The sequence below is a fragment of the Modestobacter sp. L9-4 genome, from assembly GCF_019112525.1.
Lineage (GTDB): Bacteria > Actinomycetota > Actinomycetes > Mycobacteriales > Geodermatophilaceae > Modestobacter.
In genome coordinates this window covers 1,950,626-1,966,845 of record NZ_CP077800.1, presented here as the reverse complement: position 1 = coordinate 1,966,845, position 16,220 = coordinate 1,950,626, and the positions used below count along the sequence as shown (strand labels likewise).

At 74.7% G+C, this 16,220-nt stretch carries 17 protein-coding genes; 14 read left to right on the top strand and 3 right to left on the bottom strand.

The features are described 5' to 3' along the window. Positions 1 to 42: 42 nt before the first annotated feature. The 3 genes from KUM42_RS09290 to KUM42_RS09280 are packed head-to-tail and all read left to right on the top strand — an operon-like array spanning position 43 to position 3,354. Complete coding sequence (locus KUM42_RS09290; RefSeq protein ID WP_237496478.1) at positions 43 to 408, top strand: cupin domain-containing protein; 366 nt, start codon at positions 43 to 45, stop codon at positions 406 to 408. A gap of 49 nt (positions 409 to 457) precedes the next feature. Beyond that, positions 458 to 1,969, top strand: a complete 1,512-nt coding sequence (locus KUM42_RS09285) for a TldD/PmbA family protein (protein ID WP_237496477.1) — start codon at positions 458 to 460, stop codon at positions 1,967 to 1,969. Continuing rightward, positions 1,966 to 3,354: a metallopeptidase TldD-related protein gene (locus KUM42_RS09280; RefSeq protein WP_237496476.1), complete on the top strand. Its 1,389-nt coding sequence runs from the start codon at positions 1,966 to 1,968 to the stop codon at positions 3,352 to 3,354. The genes KUM42_RS09285 and KUM42_RS09280 overlap by 4 nt, the downstream gene beginning before the upstream one ends. Positions 3,355 to 3,397: 43 nt before the next feature. Here KUM42_RS09280 and KUM42_RS09275 read toward each other — a convergent pair whose 3' ends face one another. The 3 genes from KUM42_RS09275 to KUM42_RS09265 form a co-directional block, all read right to left on the bottom strand. Then, positions 3,398 to 4,384: an alpha/beta fold hydrolase gene (locus KUM42_RS09275; protein ID WP_237496475.1), complete on the bottom strand. Its 987-nt coding sequence runs from the start codon at positions 4,382 to 4,384 to the stop codon at positions 3,398 to 3,400. Positions 4,385 to 4,507: 123 nt separating this feature from the next. Next, a complete protein-coding gene (locus tag KUM42_RS09270) occupies positions 4,508 to 4,726 on the bottom strand; it encodes a hypothetical protein (protein WP_237496474.1) in 219 nt (72 codons plus the stop codon). A gap of 62 nt (positions 4,727 to 4,788) precedes the next feature. Beyond that, entirely contained in the window at positions 4,789 to 5,430 is a 642-nt protein-coding gene (locus KUM42_RS09265; protein ID WP_237496473.1) for a DoxX family protein, read from the bottom strand. A 419-nt stretch (positions 5,431 to 5,849) separates the two neighbouring features. Here KUM42_RS09265 and KUM42_RS09260 point away from each other — a divergent pair, with 419 nt between their 5' ends. The 11 genes from KUM42_RS09260 (at position 5,850) to KUM42_RS09210 (ending at position 16,183) form a co-directional block, all read left to right on the top strand. Beyond that, positions 5,850 to 6,689 carry an amidohydrolase family protein gene (locus tag KUM42_RS09260; RefSeq protein WP_237496472.1) on the top strand — a complete coding sequence of 280 codons (840 nt, stop codon included), beginning with the start codon at positions 5,850 to 5,852 and terminating at the stop codon, positions 6,687 to 6,689. A gap of 25 nt (positions 6,690 to 6,714) precedes the next feature. Further along, a complete protein-coding gene (locus KUM42_RS09255) occupies positions 6,715 to 7,272 on the top strand; it encodes an MSMEG_0572/Sll0783 family nitrogen starvation response protein (protein WP_237496471.1) in 558 nt (185 codons plus the stop codon). A gap of 10 nt (positions 7,273 to 7,282) precedes the next feature. Next, positions 7,283 to 8,356, top strand: coding sequence for an MSMEG_0568 family radical SAM protein (locus tag KUM42_RS09250; RefSeq protein ID WP_237496470.1), 1,074 nt, complete (start codon positions 7,283 to 7,285; stop codon positions 8,354 to 8,356). Between the two features lie 6 nt (positions 8,357 to 8,362). Further along, on the top strand, positions 8,363 to 9,781 hold the full coding sequence (locus KUM42_RS09245) for an MSMEG_0567/sll0787 family protein (RefSeq protein WP_237496469.1): 1,419 nt from the start codon (positions 8,363 to 8,365) through the stop codon (positions 9,779 to 9,781). Positions 9,782 to 9,796: 15 nt separating this feature from the next. Next, a complete protein-coding gene (locus KUM42_RS09240) occupies positions 9,797 to 10,654 on the top strand; it encodes a carbon-nitrogen hydrolase family protein (protein ID WP_237496468.1) in 858 nt (285 codons plus the stop codon). Further along, positions 10,651 to 11,973, top strand: coding sequence for an MSMEG_0569 family flavin-dependent oxidoreductase (locus KUM42_RS09235; RefSeq protein WP_237496467.1), 1,323 nt, complete (start codon positions 10,651 to 10,653; stop codon positions 11,971 to 11,973). The genes KUM42_RS09240 and KUM42_RS09235 overlap by 4 nt, the downstream gene beginning before the upstream one ends. Next, positions 11,970 to 12,785: a carbon-nitrogen hydrolase family protein gene (locus KUM42_RS09230; protein WP_237496466.1), complete on the top strand. Its 816-nt coding sequence runs from the start codon at positions 11,970 to 11,972 to the stop codon at positions 12,783 to 12,785. Before KUM42_RS09235 ends, KUM42_RS09230 begins: the two co-directional genes overlap by 4 nt. Then, positions 12,782 to 13,855 carry an MSMEG_0565 family glycosyltransferase gene (locus KUM42_RS09225; RefSeq protein WP_237496465.1) on the top strand — a complete coding sequence of 358 codons (1,074 nt, stop codon included), beginning with the start codon at positions 12,782 to 12,784 and terminating at the stop codon, positions 13,853 to 13,855. Before KUM42_RS09230 ends, KUM42_RS09225 begins: the two co-directional genes overlap by 4 nt. 167 nt (positions 13,856 to 14,022) lie before the next feature. Then, positions 14,023 to 14,325: a hypothetical protein gene (locus tag KUM42_RS09220; RefSeq protein ID WP_237496464.1), complete on the top strand. Its 303-nt coding sequence runs from the start codon at positions 14,023 to 14,025 to the stop codon at positions 14,323 to 14,325. Positions 14,326 to 14,521: 196 nt separating this feature from the next. Then, positions 14,522 to 15,046, top strand: coding sequence for a hypothetical protein (locus KUM42_RS09215; protein WP_237496463.1), 525 nt, complete (start codon positions 14,522 to 14,524; stop codon positions 15,044 to 15,046). Positions 15,047 to 15,178: 132 nt separating this feature from the next. Continuing rightward, positions 15,179 to 16,183, top strand: coding sequence for a C40 family peptidase (locus tag KUM42_RS09210; RefSeq protein WP_237496462.1), 1,005 nt, complete (start codon positions 15,179 to 15,181; stop codon positions 16,181 to 16,183). Positions 16,184 to 16,220 lie beyond the last annotated feature (37 nt).

Below are 16,220 nucleotides of genomic sequence, written 5' to 3'. Positions count from 1 at the left end.
TGGCACTGCCCGGGCAGGCCTGACGTCGGCAGAGTCGGCGGCATGGAGAAGATCGCACTGGCCGTGGAGGCCGAGGAGCTGACGGAGTTCTGGTCGCAGCGGGTGCTCGCGCGGGCCAACGGCAACCTGTTCAAGGTGGCCAAGGGCATCGGCTCGACGACCTGGCACATCCACGAGGACCAGGAGGAGACGTTCCTGCTGCTGTCGGGCCGGCTGACCGTCCAGCTGCGCACCGGCGACGTCGAGCTCGAGCCGGGCGACCTGTTCGTCGTCCCGCGCGGCGTCGAGCACTGCCCGCTCGCGGCGGAGGAGGCCCGGTTCCTGCTCGTCGGTCCGGAGGTCACCTCGACCGCGGCCGGCGGCAAGCCCGCCTGGAGCGCCGACGGGGGCACGCCGCCGTCCGTCTGAGGTCCGCGGTCGAGCGGACGGCGCCGGGCCCGGCTGGTAGACACAGGGCGTGGCTGGAAAACGCTCCGTCGACGAGTCCTTCCTCGCGCTCCCGCTGTCCGCCCTCGCCGACGCGGCGCTGACCCGCGCGGTCGACCTGGGCTGCGAGCACGCCGACCTGCGGGTCGAGCGGATCCGCACCCAGACCGTGCGGCTGCGCGACGCGCGGCTCGAGGCGCTGGCCGACGGGGAGGACCTCGGTCTCGCCGTCCGGGTGGTGCACGAGGGCACCTGGGGCTTCGCGGCCGGCGTCGTCCTCACCGCGGCCGAGGCGGTGCGGCTGGCCGAGGAGGCCGTCGCCGTCGCCCAGGTGTCGGCGGCGATGAACACCGACCGCGTCGAGCTCGCCCCCGAGGCCAGCTACGACGGGGAGTGGGTCTCGGCCTACGAGGTCGACCCCTTCGCCGTCCCGGACGCGGAGAAGACCGCGCTGCTGACCGAGCTGTCCGAGCAGCTGCTGGCCGCCGACGGCGTCGAGCACGTCAGCAGCAGCGTCATGCAGGTCAAGGAGCAGAAGTTCTACGCCGACACCGCCGGCACGCGCACCCGGCAGCAGCGGGTGCGGGTGCACCCGGAGTTCACCGCCTCGACCGTCGACCGGGCCACCGGCAGCTTCGAGTCGATGCGCACCCTGGCCCCGCCGGTGGGCCGCGGCTGGGAGTTCGTGAACGGCGACGGCTGGGACTGGCGCGGTGAGCTCGCCCAGCTGCCCGAGCTGCTGCGGGAGAAGGTCAAGGCGCCCTCGGTCGAGGCCGGCCGCTACGACCTCGTCGTCGACCCCTCCAACCTGTGGCTGACCATCCACGAGTCGATCGGGCACGCCACCGAGCTCGACCGGGCGCTGGGCTACGAGGCCGCCTACGCCGGCACCTCGTTCGCCACCGTCGACAAGCTCAACACCTTGCAGTACGGCTCGCCGTTGATGAACGTCACCGGTGACCGCACCGCCGAGCACGGGCTGTCCACGGTCGGCTGGGACGACGAGGGCGTGGCCGGCCAGCAGTGGGACCTGATCCGCGACGGCGTGCTCGTCGGCTACCAGGTCGACCGCAACATGGCCCGTCTGCGCGGCATGGACCGCTCCAACGGCTGCGCGTTCGCCGACTCCGCCTCCCACGTGCCGGTGCAGCGGATGGCCAACGTGTCGCTGCAGCCCGCCCCCGACGGCCCCTCCACCGAGGAGCTGATCGGCGGGGTCGAGCGCGGCATCTACGTCGTCGGCGACAACAGCTGGTCGATCGACATGCAGCGCTACAACTTCCAGTTCACCGCCCAGCGGTTCTACAAGATCGAGGGCGGGCAGCTCGCCGGGCAGCTCCGCGACGTCGCCTACCAGGCGACGACGACGGACTTCTGGGGCTCGATGACCGCGGTCGGCGGTCCGCAGACCTACGTGCTCGGCGGGGCGTTCAACTGCGGCAAGGCCCAGCCCGGCCAGGTCGCGCCGGTCAGCCACGGCTGCCCGAGCGCGCTGTTCGAGAACACGGCCATCCTCAACACGAAGACGGAGGGTGGGCGATGAGCTCCCTGACCCCGCAGGAGATCGTCGAGCAGGCGCTGGCGGCCTCGACCGCCGACGGCGCGGTCGTCTACGTCACCGACAGCTCGGAGGCCAACCTCCGCTGGGCGAGCAACAGCCTCACCACCAACGGCGCGATGCGCTCGCGCCAGGTCGTGGTGGTCTCGTTCGTCGGCACCGGCTCCGGGACGGCGGTCGGCACGGTCGCCCGCACCGGGACGCCGGACGTCGCCGAGCTGGTGGCCGCCAGCGAGCAGGCCGCCCGGGACGCCGGCCCCGCCGAGGACGCTATGCCGCTGCTGACGGAGACCCCGCCGGGCTCCGGCGACTGGGACGCCCCCGCCGCGACGACCTCGATCGACGTCTTCGCGGAGTTCGCCCCCGCGCTGGGGAAGGCCTTCGGTGCGGCCCGCGACCGCGGCGAGCTGCTGTTCGGGTTCGCCGAGCACCAGCTGGCCAGCACGTGGCTGGGCACCTCCACCGGGCTGCGGCTGCGGCACGACCAGCCCACCGGACGCGTGGAGCTCAACGGCAAGAGCGCCGACTTCTCCCGCTCGGTGTGGGCCGGCGTGGGCACGCGCGACTTCACCGACGTCTCGGTGGCCGACCTGGCCGCCGAGGTCGCGCAGAAGCTGGCCTGGTCGGCCAACCGCATCGACCTGCCCGCCGGCCGGTACGAGACGCTGCTGCCGCCGTCCACGGTCAGCGACCTGATGATCGTCGCCTACTGGGCGATGGAGGCCCGGGACGCCGACGAGGGCCGCAGCGTCTACGCGAAGGCCGGTGGCGGCAACCGGATCGGCGACCGGCTGGCCACGCTGCCGCTGACCCTCCGCAGCGACCCGGACGCCCCCGGCCTGGAGACCTCGCCGTTCCAGGTCGTCGGCGGCTCGTCGGGCAGCTCGTCGGTGTTCGACAACGGCATGGTCACCCCGGCGGTGGACTGGATCCGCGAGGGCGTGCTGACCAACCTGGTGCGCCCGCGCTCGTGGGCGGAGAAGCAGGGCGCCCCGGCCACGGCCGCGCTGGACAACCTGGTCCTGGAGGACCCGAGCGCCACCGCGACGACGGCGGAGATGATCGCCCGCACCGAGCGCGGCCTGCTGCTGACCACGCTCTGGTACATCCGCGAGGTCGACCCGCAGACGCTGCTGGTCACCGGCCTCACCCGCGACGGCGTCTTCCTCATCGAGGACGGCGAGGTCGTCGGGGCGGTGAACAACTTCCGGTTCAACGAGTCCCCGGTCGACCTGCTCTCCCGCGCCACCGAGGCCAGCCGCACCGAGCGGACCCTGCCGCGGGAGTGGAACGACTGGTTCACCCGCGCCGCGATGCCGATGCTCCGCATCCCGGACTTCAACATGAGCTCGGTCAGCCCCGCCAGCTGACGCACCCGGGGGCGGGACCGGCCACTCCCGCCCCCGGACGGGGTCAGGCGGGGGTGGGCAGGTCCGCCAGCCACTCGGTCAGCAGCCGGTTGACCTCCTCGGGGCGCTCCCGCTGCACCCAGTGGCCGCACCCGGGCAGCAGGGTCGACGAGCGCAGGCCGGGCACCGTCTCGGCCTGGGTCGCGATCACGTCGGCCAGCCAGGTGCTGGTCGCGTCGAGCTCGCCGCCGATGAAGACAGCCGGCTGGGTGAGGTGCGCCCCGGTGTGGCCGGCGAGGTCGGTCCAGTCCCGGTCGGCGTTGCGGTAGCGGTTCAGTGCACCGGTGGCCCCGGTGTGCGTGAGCTCGGCAGCGGCGGCGTCGAGGTCGGCCGGGTCCAACCAGGCCGGTGCCGGGTCGTCGGGGAACCGGTCGGACATCCGGGCGCCGCGCGGCACGAAGAACAACCCGTCCGGGCCCGGTGAGGCGTGCGACTCCCCGGACAGCCCGGTCGTGAAGCCGGTGAGCCAGGCCCGCGGGTCGTGCTCGATGTCGGCCTCGGCCCGGCCGGGCTCCTGGAACCAGCTGACGTAGAACTCGGCGTCCGGACCACCGATGTGCGCGAAGACCTCACTGGGCCGGGGACCGCCCGGCGGTGTGTACGGGACGCCGAGGAGCCCGACGGCCCGCACGACGTCCGGCCGCAGCAGCGCGGCGCCGGCAGCCACCGGGGAGCCCACGTCGTGGCCGACCACGACGGCGGTGGACTCACCGAGGGCGTGCACGACCGTGACGACGTCCTCGACCAGCGCCTCGAGCCGGTAGGCAGCCACGTCGGCCGGTGCGGACGACGTCCCGTTGCCGCGCAGGTCGAGGGCGACCGCCCGGAAGCCGGCGGCCGCGAGCGCGGGGAGCTGCGCCCGCCAGGCGCGCCAGGTCTCCGGGAAGCCGTGCAGCAGGAGCACCAGCGGGCCGGTGCCCTGTTCGACCAGGTGCAGGTCGCCGGACGCGGTGGGGACGGTGCGGTGGTGCAGGAGAGCGGGCTCGGTCACGGGTCCTCCTCGACGACGGTCCCGCCATCGTCGGCACCGCAGCCGCCGAACGAGGAATCGCCTTGCCGTTCCAGCAAGGACCGGCTCCTAGGGGCCGTGCCCGCGGACACGACCCTTGAGAGGTCAGTCGGCGGGGCCGACCTCGGTGGGGTCGGGCGTGCGGAACGGGGTGTCGGACGTCCGGCCGGCGACGGGGGAGTCCGTGGCGGTCTCCTCCGGGCGGTCGGGCTCCTCGCCGCCGACGCCGAAGCCCTCGGCGGGCGGCGGGGCGCCGTTGCCGGCGTCCGCGGCGGGGATGCCGTCGTCGGTACCGGGCTGGACCGGGTCGAACGGTGCGCTCATGGACATGACGCGGCCCTACCCCGGCCGGCGGCAGGACTCACCTGCGCCGGCCGGGAGCGGGGTCAGACGTCGGCGTGCTTGCCGAGCCCGCCGGCGTTCTCGCCGAGCTCGCCGGCGTTCTCGCCGAGGTCGCCGGCGTTCTCGCCGAGCTCGCTGGCGGCCAGCTGATCGTCGGCGGTGGGCACGGCGGCGGCCTTGATCGCCTGGTTGCGCCGGACGACGAGGGCGATGGCGGCCCCGCCCAGCGCGGTCAGCGCCGTGGTGGACATCCACGGGCGGTTGAGCCGGTCGCCCAGCAGCTCGTCCAGGGAGTACCGGCCGGGGCCGGCGACCGAGAGGGCCGCGCCCGCGAGGCCCAGCACGGCGGTGTACTCGTAGCCGCCCTGGGTGGCGAAGAAGCCGCCGTCCTTGTTCACCGAGCCGGCGGCGATCATCGTCGAGGTGGCTGCGGCACCGGCGACCGGCGTGGCCAGACCGGCCGCGAGCAGCGCGCCACCGGCGGCCTCACCGAGGCCGGCCAGCACGGCGCTGGTCTTGGCCGGGTGGAAGCCCATCGCGGTCATGGCGCCGGTGGTGCCGGCGATGCCGTGGCCGCCGAACCAGCCGAACAGCTTCTGGGCGCCGTGGGCGAACAGCGTGCCGCCCAGCCCGACGCGCAGGGCCAGCAGGCCGATGTCCTGACGCGTGGTCGTGGTGGTGCTCATGGGGGACTCCTCGTCGGTAGGTGGGGGCACCGGGGACCCGCGGCAGCGGGGGTCCGGCCGGCGCACTGCCCGGTACCCCGACCGTAGGTCCTGATTGAGCGGTCAACCATCCGGTGCGGCCAGTGCGGGCCCCTGGGCTGGGCGGACACCGTGGGTACGTGACCGATCGCACGCCGGAGCCGGAGGTGAACCCCCCTTGCACCCCGCGCACGCAGACGGCGTGGGCCGGGGGTGACCCGCCGGCCTCGTGCGCTCACGGCTGCCTCGATCCCCGGGAGGCAGCCGTGAGCGCACAACGGCGACCCGGTGCGGACTCGGCCACGTGGCTGAAACAGGAGGCGTCCGCGGTGCGGTCTTCGTAACGGCATCTCGTTCCGGACGTCACCACGGCGACACGCGCGGCGACCACCGTTCTCGCCATGACCACGAGGGCCCCGAGGCTGGTGCACGACGCGCACCGGCACCTCGGCGTGCTCCCCGCGTTCCCCTTCTACGGCGGCCCGCCGGTCAACCCGGACACCACCGCGCGCGCCACGATCGACGAGCTGATCGCCGACCTGGACGCCGAGGGCACCGAGCGGGCGCTGGTCATCCCGAACTACGGCGTCCCGGACCCGACGGCGTCCTTCGCGCTCAACGAGCTGGTCGTCGAGGCGGCGCAGCGCGACGACCGCATCAAGGCCGGGCTGTGGACCAGCCCCCGCCCGCAGGACGCCGTCGCCACCGAGAAGGCGCTCGCGCTCGCCGGCGAACCAGGCGTCTCCGCGCTGAAGCTCTCGTTCCTGCTCGGCGGCGGGGTCGACGACCCCGGCTGCCTGCCCCAGCTCGATGCGATCTTCGCTGCCGCCCGCACCCACGGCCTCGTCGTGCACGTGCACACCAGTCCGGGCGCGGCCAGCGACCTCGACCAGGTCGGCAAGCTCGTCGACCGCTACGCCGACGACGTCGCCGTCCACCTGGTGCACATGGGCGGCGGGATGAGCGGCCACATCAAGCTCATCGGCCAGCTCTTCTTCGCCTGGGTCGCCGCCGGCAAGCGGGTCTACACCGACACCAGCTGGGCCATCGGCTTCGCCCCGCGCTGGTTCGCCACCGAGATCGAGCGGCACGGCATCGGCCACGACCGCGTGCTGTTCGCCTCCGACCAGCCCTGGGGCGACTTCGCCGGCGAACACGCCCGGCTGGTCGCGGCCACCGGCGGCGGCGAGCTCACCGACCTCTTCTTCCGCCGCAACTTCGAAGCCCTCCACGGCTTCTGACCACCCCACCCAGAGGAGAACCCCGATGACCACGACCCTGCCCGCCACCACCGGCACCCCGCTGATCAGCGACGCGGACCTCAAGGCCGCCCAGGACACCAGCAAGGGCGAGATCGCGCACCCCTCGCTGCCCAAGGGCAGCAACATCTACGGCTCGACCAAGATCTTCCCCGACTACCAGGCCGGCGAGGGCGAGTCCTACTTCACCCTCGTGCACGGCATCGCCCACGAGTCCTCGGTCGCCTTCGTGGCCTGCCTGCAGGCGCTGCGCGCGCTCCGCAAGGGCTACGAGTCGGTCCTGTACTTCTACGGCCCCGGCGCCATGAACGCGATGGCCACCCGCGGCTTCCCGACGACGGGTGACTCCGGCTTCCCGGGCGAGCAGAACATCAACAACCAGATCGAGCGCTTCATCGAGGAGGGCGGCACGGTCTACGTCTGCCGCTTCGGCCTGAGCCTGCACGGCCTCCGCGAGGAGGACCTGATCGCCGGCACCATCCCCTGCCACCCGCTGGACGTGCAGGACGCGCTCATCCACTACGCCCGCAAGGGCGCCATCATCAACTCGACCTACAACCTCTGAGCCTGCCGTCATGACCCAGACGCCGACGAGAGCGTCGACCCGGGTGGACGTCGCGATCCTCGGCGTCCGGGTCGACGCGCAGGTGACCCGCCGGGCGGGTGCCGGCCCCAGCGACGACGGGCACGTGCTGCTCGGCGGGCACGGCGCCGCGCTGCCGCTCAACCCCGACTCCCCGTACTCGATCAGCGGCGGCCGGCTGCTGCTGGACGGCGCCGACCTCGGGCTCGAGGCAGAGGCGGTCACCCGCCCGCAGTTCTACGACCTGACCACCGCCGACGGCGTCCCCTACGAGAAGCTCGCCCGGCTGCACGGCAAGGACGTGCTGGCCACCACCGTCGTGCAGACCTGCATCCGCTACGACGAGGCCGACCGCTGCCGGTTCTGCGCCATCGAGGCCTCGCTGGCCGCGGGCTCCACCACCGCGGTCAAGACCCCGGCGCAGCTCGCCGAGGTCGCCGAGGCCGCCGTCCGGCTCGACGGCGTCCGGCAGATGGTGATGACCACCGGGACGACGAACGGCCGCGACCGCGGCGCCCGCCACCTCGCCCGCTGCGTGCGGGCGATCACCGCGGCGGTGCCGGGGCTGCCCATCCAGGTGCAGTGCGAGCCCCCGGCACCGGAGGACCTCGACGCGATCACCGAGCTCAAGGAGGCCGGCGCCACCGCGATCGGCATCCACGTCGAGTCGCTGGACGACGGCGTCCGGGCGCGCTGGATGCCGGGCAAGGCGAGCGTGCCGATGAGCCAGTACCGCGCGGCGTGGGCCGAGGCCGTGCGGGTGTTCGGCCGTAACCGGGTGTCGACCTACCTGCTGGTCGGGCTGGGGGAGGACCCCGACGAGCTGGTCGCCGGCGCGCTCGAACTGGCCGAGGTCGGCGTCTACCCCTTCGTCGTCCCCTACCGCCCGCTGGCCGGCACCCTCGCCGTCGCCGACGGCGTCGGTGCCCCCGACCCGGCGGTGCTGCAGGACGTGACCGACCGGGTCGCCGCCGGGCTGCGCCGCCTCGGCATGCGCGGCGCCGACCAGGGCGCCGGCTGCGCGGCCTGCGGCGCCTGCAGCGCCCTCCAGTCGGCCGGGGCCTGAGCAGCCGTGCTGGCGAACACGGCCGGTGACGAGCGGGCGGCGCTGGAGCGCAGCGTCCTGCTCGTCGACTTCAGGACGCCGCCCGCCGGTCCGGCCTGGCAGGTCGAGGAGGCCGACGCCGCCGGTGCCGCCGCCCACCGGGCACTCCGGCAGCGGGCCTTCGTCGAGGAGCAGGGCCTGTTCACCGGCACCGACCGCGACGGCACGGACGACGACCCGCGGGCCGTGACCCTTGTTGCACGTGAAACGGGTGGGGCGGTGCTGGGCGGCGTCCGGCTGGCCCCGGTGGACCCGGGCGGGCCCGACGTCGGATGGTGGACCGGCTCGCGGCTGGTCGTCGTCCCGGGCGCACCGCACGGCCTGGGCGCCGCACTGGTGGCCGCCGCCTGCGCTCGGGCCGAGGCCGCCGGGGTGCTGCGCTTCGACGCGACCGTGCAGGACCGCTACGCCGCCCTGTTCACCCGGCTGGGCTGGCGGGCCACCGGCGCCACCGACCTCGGCGGGCGGCCGCACACCACGATGACCTGGCCGATCGGCCGGATCGCCGCGCTCGCCCGGGCCACCAAGTCACCGCTGGGCGCCCTGCTCGGCGGGTTCCACCTCGGTGGGGGCGGTTTCGTGGGGGACGACGGCGCACCGGTGCCCGGCACCGATGTGATCGCCGCCTGCGACGCGATCCTGCCCTCGATGGTCGAACGCGACCCGGAGTGGGCCGGCTGGTGCGGCGTGCTGGTCAACGTCAACGACCTCTCCGCCATGGGCGCCGCCCCGCTCGGCCTGCTGGACGCCGTCGGCGCCCGGGACGCCTCGTTCGCCGCCCGGGTGCTCACCGGTCTGCGCGACGCCAGCCGGGCGTGGGGCGTGCCGGTCCTCGGCGGGCACACCCAGCTCGGCGTCCCGGCCTCGCTGAGCGTCACCGCGCTCGGACAGACGTCCCGGCCGGTGCCCGCCGGCGGTGGCCGCGCCGGGCACGAGGTGCGGCTGACCGCCGACCTCGGCGGGGGCTGGCGGCGCGGGCACACCGGCCGCCAGTGGGACTCCACCAGCAGCCGGTCGACCGCCGAGCTGCAGGCGATGGGCTCCTTCGTCGCCCGCACCGCCCCGGCGTCCGCCAAGGACGTCTCCATGGCCGGGCTGGTCGGCACGCTGGGCATGCTCGCCGAGGCCAGCGGCTGCGGTGCGGTGCTCGACGTCGCCGCCGTCCCCCGGCCGGCCGCGGCCAGCGCCGGGGACTGGGCCACCTGCTTCCCCGGCACCGCCTTCCTCACCACCGACGTCCCCGGCGCACCCGTCGCCGACGCCGGGCCTGCCACCACCGCCGTCTGCGGCGCGCTCGTCCCCGGCGCCGGCGTGCAGCTGCGCTGGCCCGACGGCTCGCTCACCACCGCCGTCCCCGGGCCGGTCACCGGCCTCGGTGCGGCCTGAGGACAGGAGCACCCCATGCCCACCACCACGGTCGCCGCCGTCGCCGCCCCCTTCGGGCGCGACCTCGGCGAGGTCTTCGCCCGGGTCGAGCAGCTCGTCGCCGAGGCGCGCAGCCGCGGCGTGCAGCTGCTGGCGCTGCCCGAGGCCACCCTCGGCGGCTACCTCGCCGACCTCGGCGAGCACGGCGTCGCAGCAGTGACGCCGCAGCACGCCCTGCCCCCGGCCCTGGACGTCGACGGCCCCGAGGTCGCGCGGCTGGCCCGGATCGCGGGGGACATGGTCATCACCGCGGGGCTCTGCGAGGCCGACGGCGGCACCCGCTACAACACCGCGGTCGCGGTGACCGGCGACGGCGTCCTCGGGGTGCACCGCAAGGTCCACCAGCCGCTGGGGGAGGGCAACAGCTACGCCGCCGGCGACGGCTTCCGCGCCTTCGACTCACCGGTCGGCCGGATCGGCATGATGATCTGCTACGACAAGGCCTTCCCCGAGGCGGCCCGCACGCTGGCCATGGACGGCGCCGAGATCGTAGCCTGCATGTCGGCCTGGCCCGGCTCGCGCACCGCCGCCGCGACCGACCTCGCCGAGGACCGCTGGACCCGCCGGTTCGACCTCTTCGACCAGGCCCGCGCGCTGGAGAACCAGATCGTGTGGCTGTCGGCGAACCAGGCCGGCACCTTCGGCGGACTGCGGTTCGTCTGCAGCGCCAAGGTCGTCGGCCCCGGCGGCGACGTGCTGGCCACCACCGGCGTCGCGCCCGGCATGGCGGTGGCCACGGTCGACGTCCGGGCCACCCTCGACGGGGCGCGGCGGTCGATGGGGCACCTGCGCGACCGCCGTCCCGACGCCTACGGCGCGCTGGTGGGGGCATGACGCTCACGCAGTCCCAGACCACCCGCACGGGGCTGCCCGCCCGCGTCCCGGTCGCCGTCGTCGGCGGCGGCCAGGCCGGGCTGTCGCTGAGCTGGCACCTGGTGCAGCGCGGCATCGAGCACGTCGTGCTGGAGCGGGAGACGATCGCGCACGAGTGGGCCGACGCCCGCTGGGACACCTTCTGCCTGGTCACGCCCAACTGGCAGTGCCAGCTGCCCGGCTGGCCCTACGCCGGGGACGACCCCGACGGCTTCATGCTGCGCGACGAGATCGTCGAGTACGTGCGCGGCTACGCGGCCTCCTTCGACCCGCCGGTGCACGAGGGCGTCGCCGTCACCCGGCTCGCCCCGGCCCCGGACGGCGGCTATCTGCTCAGCACCAGCGCCGGGGACGTCGCCGCCGACCAGGTCGTGCTGGCCGTCGGCGGTTACCACCTGCCGGTGCTCCCGCCGTGGGCGTCGCAGCTGCCGGAGCGGGTCACCCAGCTGCACTCGCAGGCCTACCGCAACCCCGGCCAGCTGCCCGACGGCGACGTCCTGGTGGTGGGCACCGGGCAGTCGGGCGCCCAGATCGCCGAGGACCTGCACCTGGCCGGCCGCCGGGTGCACCTGGCCGTGGGCAGCGCCCCGCGCATCGCCCGCCGGTACCGCGGCCGCGACATGGTCGAGTGGCTGCACGACATGGGCCACTACGACATGCCCGTCGAGCAGCACCGCGACGGCGAGGCGGCCCGGATGGGCACCAACCACTACGTCACCGGCCGGGACGGCGGCCGCGACATCGACCTGCGCCGGTTCGCCACCGAGGGCATGCAGCTCTACGGCACGCTCACCGGCCTCGACGGCGGGGTGCTGTCCTTCGCGCCGAACCTGACCCAGCACCTGGACGCCGCCGACCGGGTGGACGACAACGCCAAGAACCTGGTCGACGCCCACATCGAGCGCACCGGCACCGACGCCCCGACCGAGACGCGGTACTCCCCGGTCTGGGCACCGGAGGCCGACCCGACGTCCCTCGACGTGGACGCGATCTCCTCGGTGGTGTGGGCGATCGGCTTCCGCGCCGACTGGAGCTGGGTGCGCGTGCCGGTGTTCGACGGCGCCGGCTACCCGACCCACGTCCGCGGGGTGACGAGCGCACCCGGGCTGTACGTGCTGGGCCTGCCGTGGCTGCACACCTGGGGCTCGGGCCGCTTCGCCGGCATCGCCCGGGACGCGGAGTTCCTCGCCGACCGGATCACCGACCTCACCGGGACGACGACCGGCCTGACCCGCTCGCTCGCGGTGGCCGCGGCGTCCTCGGCCGCCCGCATGGCGTGAGAGTCGCGGCGGTCGCGGCGCACTTCGGGCGGGACGTCGGCCAGTGCCTGACCAAGGTCGAGGCGATCATCGCCGACGCCCGCGAGCAAGGCGTCCAGCTGCTGGTCTTCCCGGACGCCACGATCGGGGGTTACCTCGGTGACCTCGGTCGCGGCGACGACACCGGCCTGCCCCCGGCCCTGGACGCCGCGGCACCCGAGCTGACCCGGGTCGCCGCGGCCGCCGGGGACGTCGTCGTCTGCCTGGGCTACCGGGAGTCCGCGGGCGGGCAGCACTTCAACAGCGCCGTCTGCGTGAGCGGCGACGGCGTCCTGGGCCGGCACCGCAAGGTGCACCAGCCCGCCGGCGAGCTGCCCGCCTACGCACCGGGCGGCACGTTCACCGCCTTCGACACCCCGCTCGGCCGGATCGGCATGCTCATCGACTACGACAAGACCTTCCCCGAGGCCGCCCGCACCCTGGCCGGCGACGGCGCACAGCTGCTCGCCTGCCTGTCGGCGTGGCCGGCCAGCCTCACCAACCGGGCGCCCCGGCTGGTGCAGGACCGCCAGTCCCGGCTGTTCGACCTCTACGACTGCGCCCGCGCCGCGGAGAACCAGGTGGTCTGGGTGTCGGCCAACCAGACCGGCACCATGGGCCGGCTGCGCTTCCTGGGCCAGTCCAAGGTGGTCGGCCCCGGCGGTGACGTGCTGGCCCGCACCTGGGCCAAGGCCGGTCTGGCGCTGGCCGACCTGGACGTCGCCGGTGAGGTCGCCCGGGCGCGCATGGTGCTCGACCACCTGCGGGAACGCCGTCCGGAGGCCTACTCGTGAAGATCGCGCTGCTGACCTACTCCACCAAACCGCGCGGCGGGGTCGTGCACACCCTGGCGCTGGCCGAGGCGATGGCCCGCGCCGGGCACGACGTGAGCGTCTGGTCGCTGGGCCGCGGCGGCGACGCCGCCTTCTTCCGCCCCGTGGACCCGGCGGTCACCCTGCGCCTGGTGCCGTTCCCCGACGTGCCGGGTGAGGACGTCGGCGCGCGCATCCTGCGGTCGATCCAGGTCCTCGCTGCGGCATTCCGGGATGAGCGGTACGACGTCGTGCACGCGCAGGACTGCATCAGCGCCAACGCCGTCCCCGACTGCGTGCGCACGGTGCACCACCTGGACACCTTCACCACCCCCGAGCTGGCCGCCTGCCACGAGCGGGCGGTCGTCACCCCGCACGCGCTGGTCTGCGTCTCGGCCGCGGTGGCCGCCGAGGTGGCGACCGGCTGGGGCCGCGTGGCCACCGTCATCCCCAACGGCGTGGAGGCCGCCCGGTTCGCCGCCGCGGCCGGCCCGACGGGGGAGCCCGGACGGCGCGGGTGGCGGGAGCGGCTCGGCAGGTACGTGCTGGCCGTCGGCGGGATCGAGCCGCGCAAGGGGACCCTCGACCTGGTCGAGGCGATGGCCCGCGTGCAGGCGGTGCGCCCGGAGCTGTCGCTGGTCGTGGCCGGCGGGGAGACGCTGTTCGACTACCGCGACTACCGCGCGCAGGTGTTCGACCGGGCGGCGGAGCTGGGCGTGTCGCCCGTCGTCCTCGGGCCGGTCGACCACGACGCGCTGCCCGCGCTGGTCGCCGCCGCCGACGTGTTCGCCTTCCCCTCGGTCAAGGAGGGCTTCGGGCTGGCGGCGATGGAGGCGCTGGCCGCCGGCGTCCCGGTGGTCACCCGCGACCTGCCGGTGCTCCGGGAGGTGTTCGGCACCGCCGCGACCTTCGCCGCGGACCCGGCGGAGCTCGCCACCGGGCTGCTGGCCGACGTGGGCGAGGAGCGCCGGGCGGTGGGCCGGGCACTGGCGCAGGGCCACAGCTGGGACGCTGCGGCGGCGGCGCACCTGCAGCTCTACGCGTCGTTGTGACGGACGGGTCCGTTGTGACCAGCGTGACGACTGAGCCCGGAGAAATCGGGCGACCGCGTTTCATGCCCTCGAATCACGGACATGAAACACGCTTCCTGTCTACTTCCCCGTAGCACGCCGACGACGACCCCCTGCCACCACGGCAGGACGGCGAGGGGAGCCCCGACATGACGTACCAGAAGCCTTCGATCTTCCAGCTGGGCAAGGTCCATGAGAACGGCGCGTCGGTGATCGTCTCCGGGTGGGGGCTGGGCATGTGCGCCTCGTCGTGCCGGTGCCACCGCAACCCCGAGGACGGCCAGCTCGCCCTCGCCGAGGACCAGGCCGGCGGCAGCCTCGGCCTGCACAGCTTCACCGACACCGGTGACTGCGGGTGCTGCGAGGCGTGGACCTCCGCCGAGCTGCTCGCCATCCTCCGCGACGTCGCGGCCCTCGACGCCCTCGACTCCTCGGAGCCGGCCGCCGGCTGATCCACCCCTGACGTCCACGAGCCGTCCACCGGTCACCCGGTGGGCGGCTCGTCGTCTTCCTGGCGCAGGACGGCGTGGGTGTCCCTGCGCCCGGGACGGCGTGGGTGTCCCTGCGCCCGGGACGGCGTGGGTGTCCCTGCGCCCGGGACGGCGTGGGTGTCTTTGCGGCCGGGACGCCGGGGGTAGGCCGTTGCCCATGTGGGCGAGAGCAGCGGTGCGGGGCATGGTGGCGGGGCTGGCCGGCGTGGCGGCGATGACGGCGGCGGAGAAGCTGGAACAGCAGGTGACCCACCGGCCCGACAGCTACGTGCCGGGCCGCACGCTCACCGCGCTGACCACCGGCGTCCGGCTGCCGGAGTCCGCGCGCCCGCTGCTGCGCAACCACCTCATGCACTGGGGCACCGGCGCGCTGGTCGGGGCGCTGCGCGGGGTGTGGGCCGCCGCCGGGCTGCGCGGGTGGCGGGCCAACGCCTGGCACACCTCGGTGCGACTGTCCGTCGACCAGACCCTGGAGAACGCCACCGGGGTGGGCTCCCCGCCGTGGACCTGGTCGCGGCAGGACCAGGTGGTCGACGTGGCAGGGAAGGCCGTCTACTCCTTCGTGACCGGTGCCGTCGCCGACCGGCTGGTCGTGCCGGCACCACTCCGTCGGGCCCGGAACGGGTGGGGCAGGAGTGGTTCGCCGCGGGGCCGGAGTGGCACACGGGGCCTCTGGGACTGAGCGGGACGGCGGACCGATCGACCCCCGGCGCGGCGGGACGACCGGCTGGCAGGGCCTCCCTACGTTCCGTTGCGACGCGCGCGTAGTGCTGTCGCCCCTCCTCGGGCGCGACGCGCGCAGACGGAGGCCCTGGTGCATCGAACGACTCGGCGGACGTGGACCCGCACTGCCGCGCTCTCGCTGAGCGCCGGTGTCGTGGTCCTGCTGAACCCGGCAGGTGCCTCCGCCGCCCCTGCCAGCCCCGAGCAGGCCCGTCAGGCCGTCACCGAGACCGGCAAGCAGCTCGAGGCGATCGGGGAGCAGGTCAACGAGGCCACCGACACCGCCGCACAGCAGCAGGCCGCCGCCGACGCCGCGGCCGCCGCGGTGCTCGTCGCGCAGGCGCAGCTGGATGCGCTGGAGCCGCAGCTGCGGTCGATCGCGCAGACCGGCTACGTGGGCACCACCCGCGGCAAGCTCGCCGCCTTCCTCACCAGCGGCTCGGCCGACGACCTCATCGAGCAGATGAGCACCCTGGACAAGCTCGCCTCGCACGCCGACGCGGTCGTCTCCCGGGCGGCCTCCGCCCGCGCCACCGCCGACCAGGCCCAGCGGGACGCCACCACCGCCGCCGCGGCCGCCGCCCAGGCCGCCGGCGACCTCGCCGCGCAGCAGGACCAGCTGGAGGAGGAGCTGGCCGGCTACAAGAGCGACTTCGCCCGGCTCACCGCCGCCGACCAGGTGCGCGTGCACACCGCGCTCGCCGGCCCGACCGTGACCGCGGCGAACCCCGCCCCCGCACCGACCGCGGCGGCCGGCGTGGCCGTGCAGACCGCGCTCGCGCAGGTCGGCGACATGTACGGCGTCGGCGCCAGCGGTCCGGACTCCTTCGACTGCTCCGGCCTGACCTCCTACGCCTACGCCGCCGCCGGCGTGGCCCTGCCGCACTCCAGTCGCGCCCAGTCGCAGATGGGCGTACCGGTGGCCCGCGCCGACCTGCAGCCCGGCGACCTGGTGTTCTTCTACTCGCCCGTCAGCCACGTCGGCCTCTACATCGGCAACGGCCAGATGGTGCACGCCAGCGTCACCGGCAAGCCCGTCGCCGTCACCAGCGTCGACAAGGGCGGCTACGTCGGCGCCCGCCGCGTCACCGGCTGAACCGCCCCTCTGCAGGGCGGGGCAGCGGCGTCCTCCT

What these genes read in the sequence shown, in the direction of transcription:
- KUM42_RS09250 (WP_237496470.1), top strand. Translation starts at nt 7,283, where the DNA reads ATGACCCAGACGCCGACGAGAGCGTCGACCCGGGTGGACGTCGCGATC.
- KUM42_RS09265 (WP_237496473.1), bottom strand. Translation starts at nt 5,430, where the DNA reads ATGAGCACCACCACGACCACGCGTCAGGACATCGGCCTGCTGGCCCTG.
- KUM42_RS09270 (WP_237496474.1), bottom strand. Translation starts at nt 4,726, where the DNA reads ATGAGCGCACCGTTCGACCCGGTCCAGCCCGGTACCGACGACGGCATC.
- KUM42_RS09280 (WP_237496476.1), top strand. Translation starts at nt 1,966, where the DNA reads ATGAGCTCCCTGACCCCGCAGGAGATCGTCGAGCAGGCGCTGGCGGCC.
- KUM42_RS09240 (WP_237496468.1), top strand. Translation starts at nt 9,797, where the DNA reads ATGCCCACCACCACGGTCGCCGCCGTCGCCGCCCCCTTCGGGCGCGAC.
- KUM42_RS09260 (WP_237496472.1), top strand. Translation starts at nt 5,850, where the DNA reads ATGACCACGAGGGCCCCGAGGCTGGTGCACGACGCGCACCGGCACCTC.
- KUM42_RS09220 (WP_237496464.1), top strand. Translation starts at nt 14,023, where the DNA reads ATGACGTACCAGAAGCCTTCGATCTTCCAGCTGGGCAAGGTCCATGAG.
- KUM42_RS09290 (WP_237496478.1), top strand. Translation starts at nt 43, where the DNA reads ATGGAGAAGATCGCACTGGCCGTGGAGGCCGAGGAGCTGACGGAGTTC.
- KUM42_RS09235 (WP_237496467.1), top strand. Translation starts at nt 10,651, where the DNA reads ATGACGCTCACGCAGTCCCAGACCACCCGCACGGGGCTGCCCGCCCGC.
- KUM42_RS09255 (WP_237496471.1), top strand. Translation starts at nt 6,715, where the DNA reads ATGACCACGACCCTGCCCGCCACCACCGGCACCCCGCTGATCAGCGAC.
- KUM42_RS09215 (WP_237496463.1), top strand. Translation starts at nt 14,522, where the DNA reads ATGTGGGCGAGAGCAGCGGTGCGGGGCATGGTGGCGGGGCTGGCCGGC.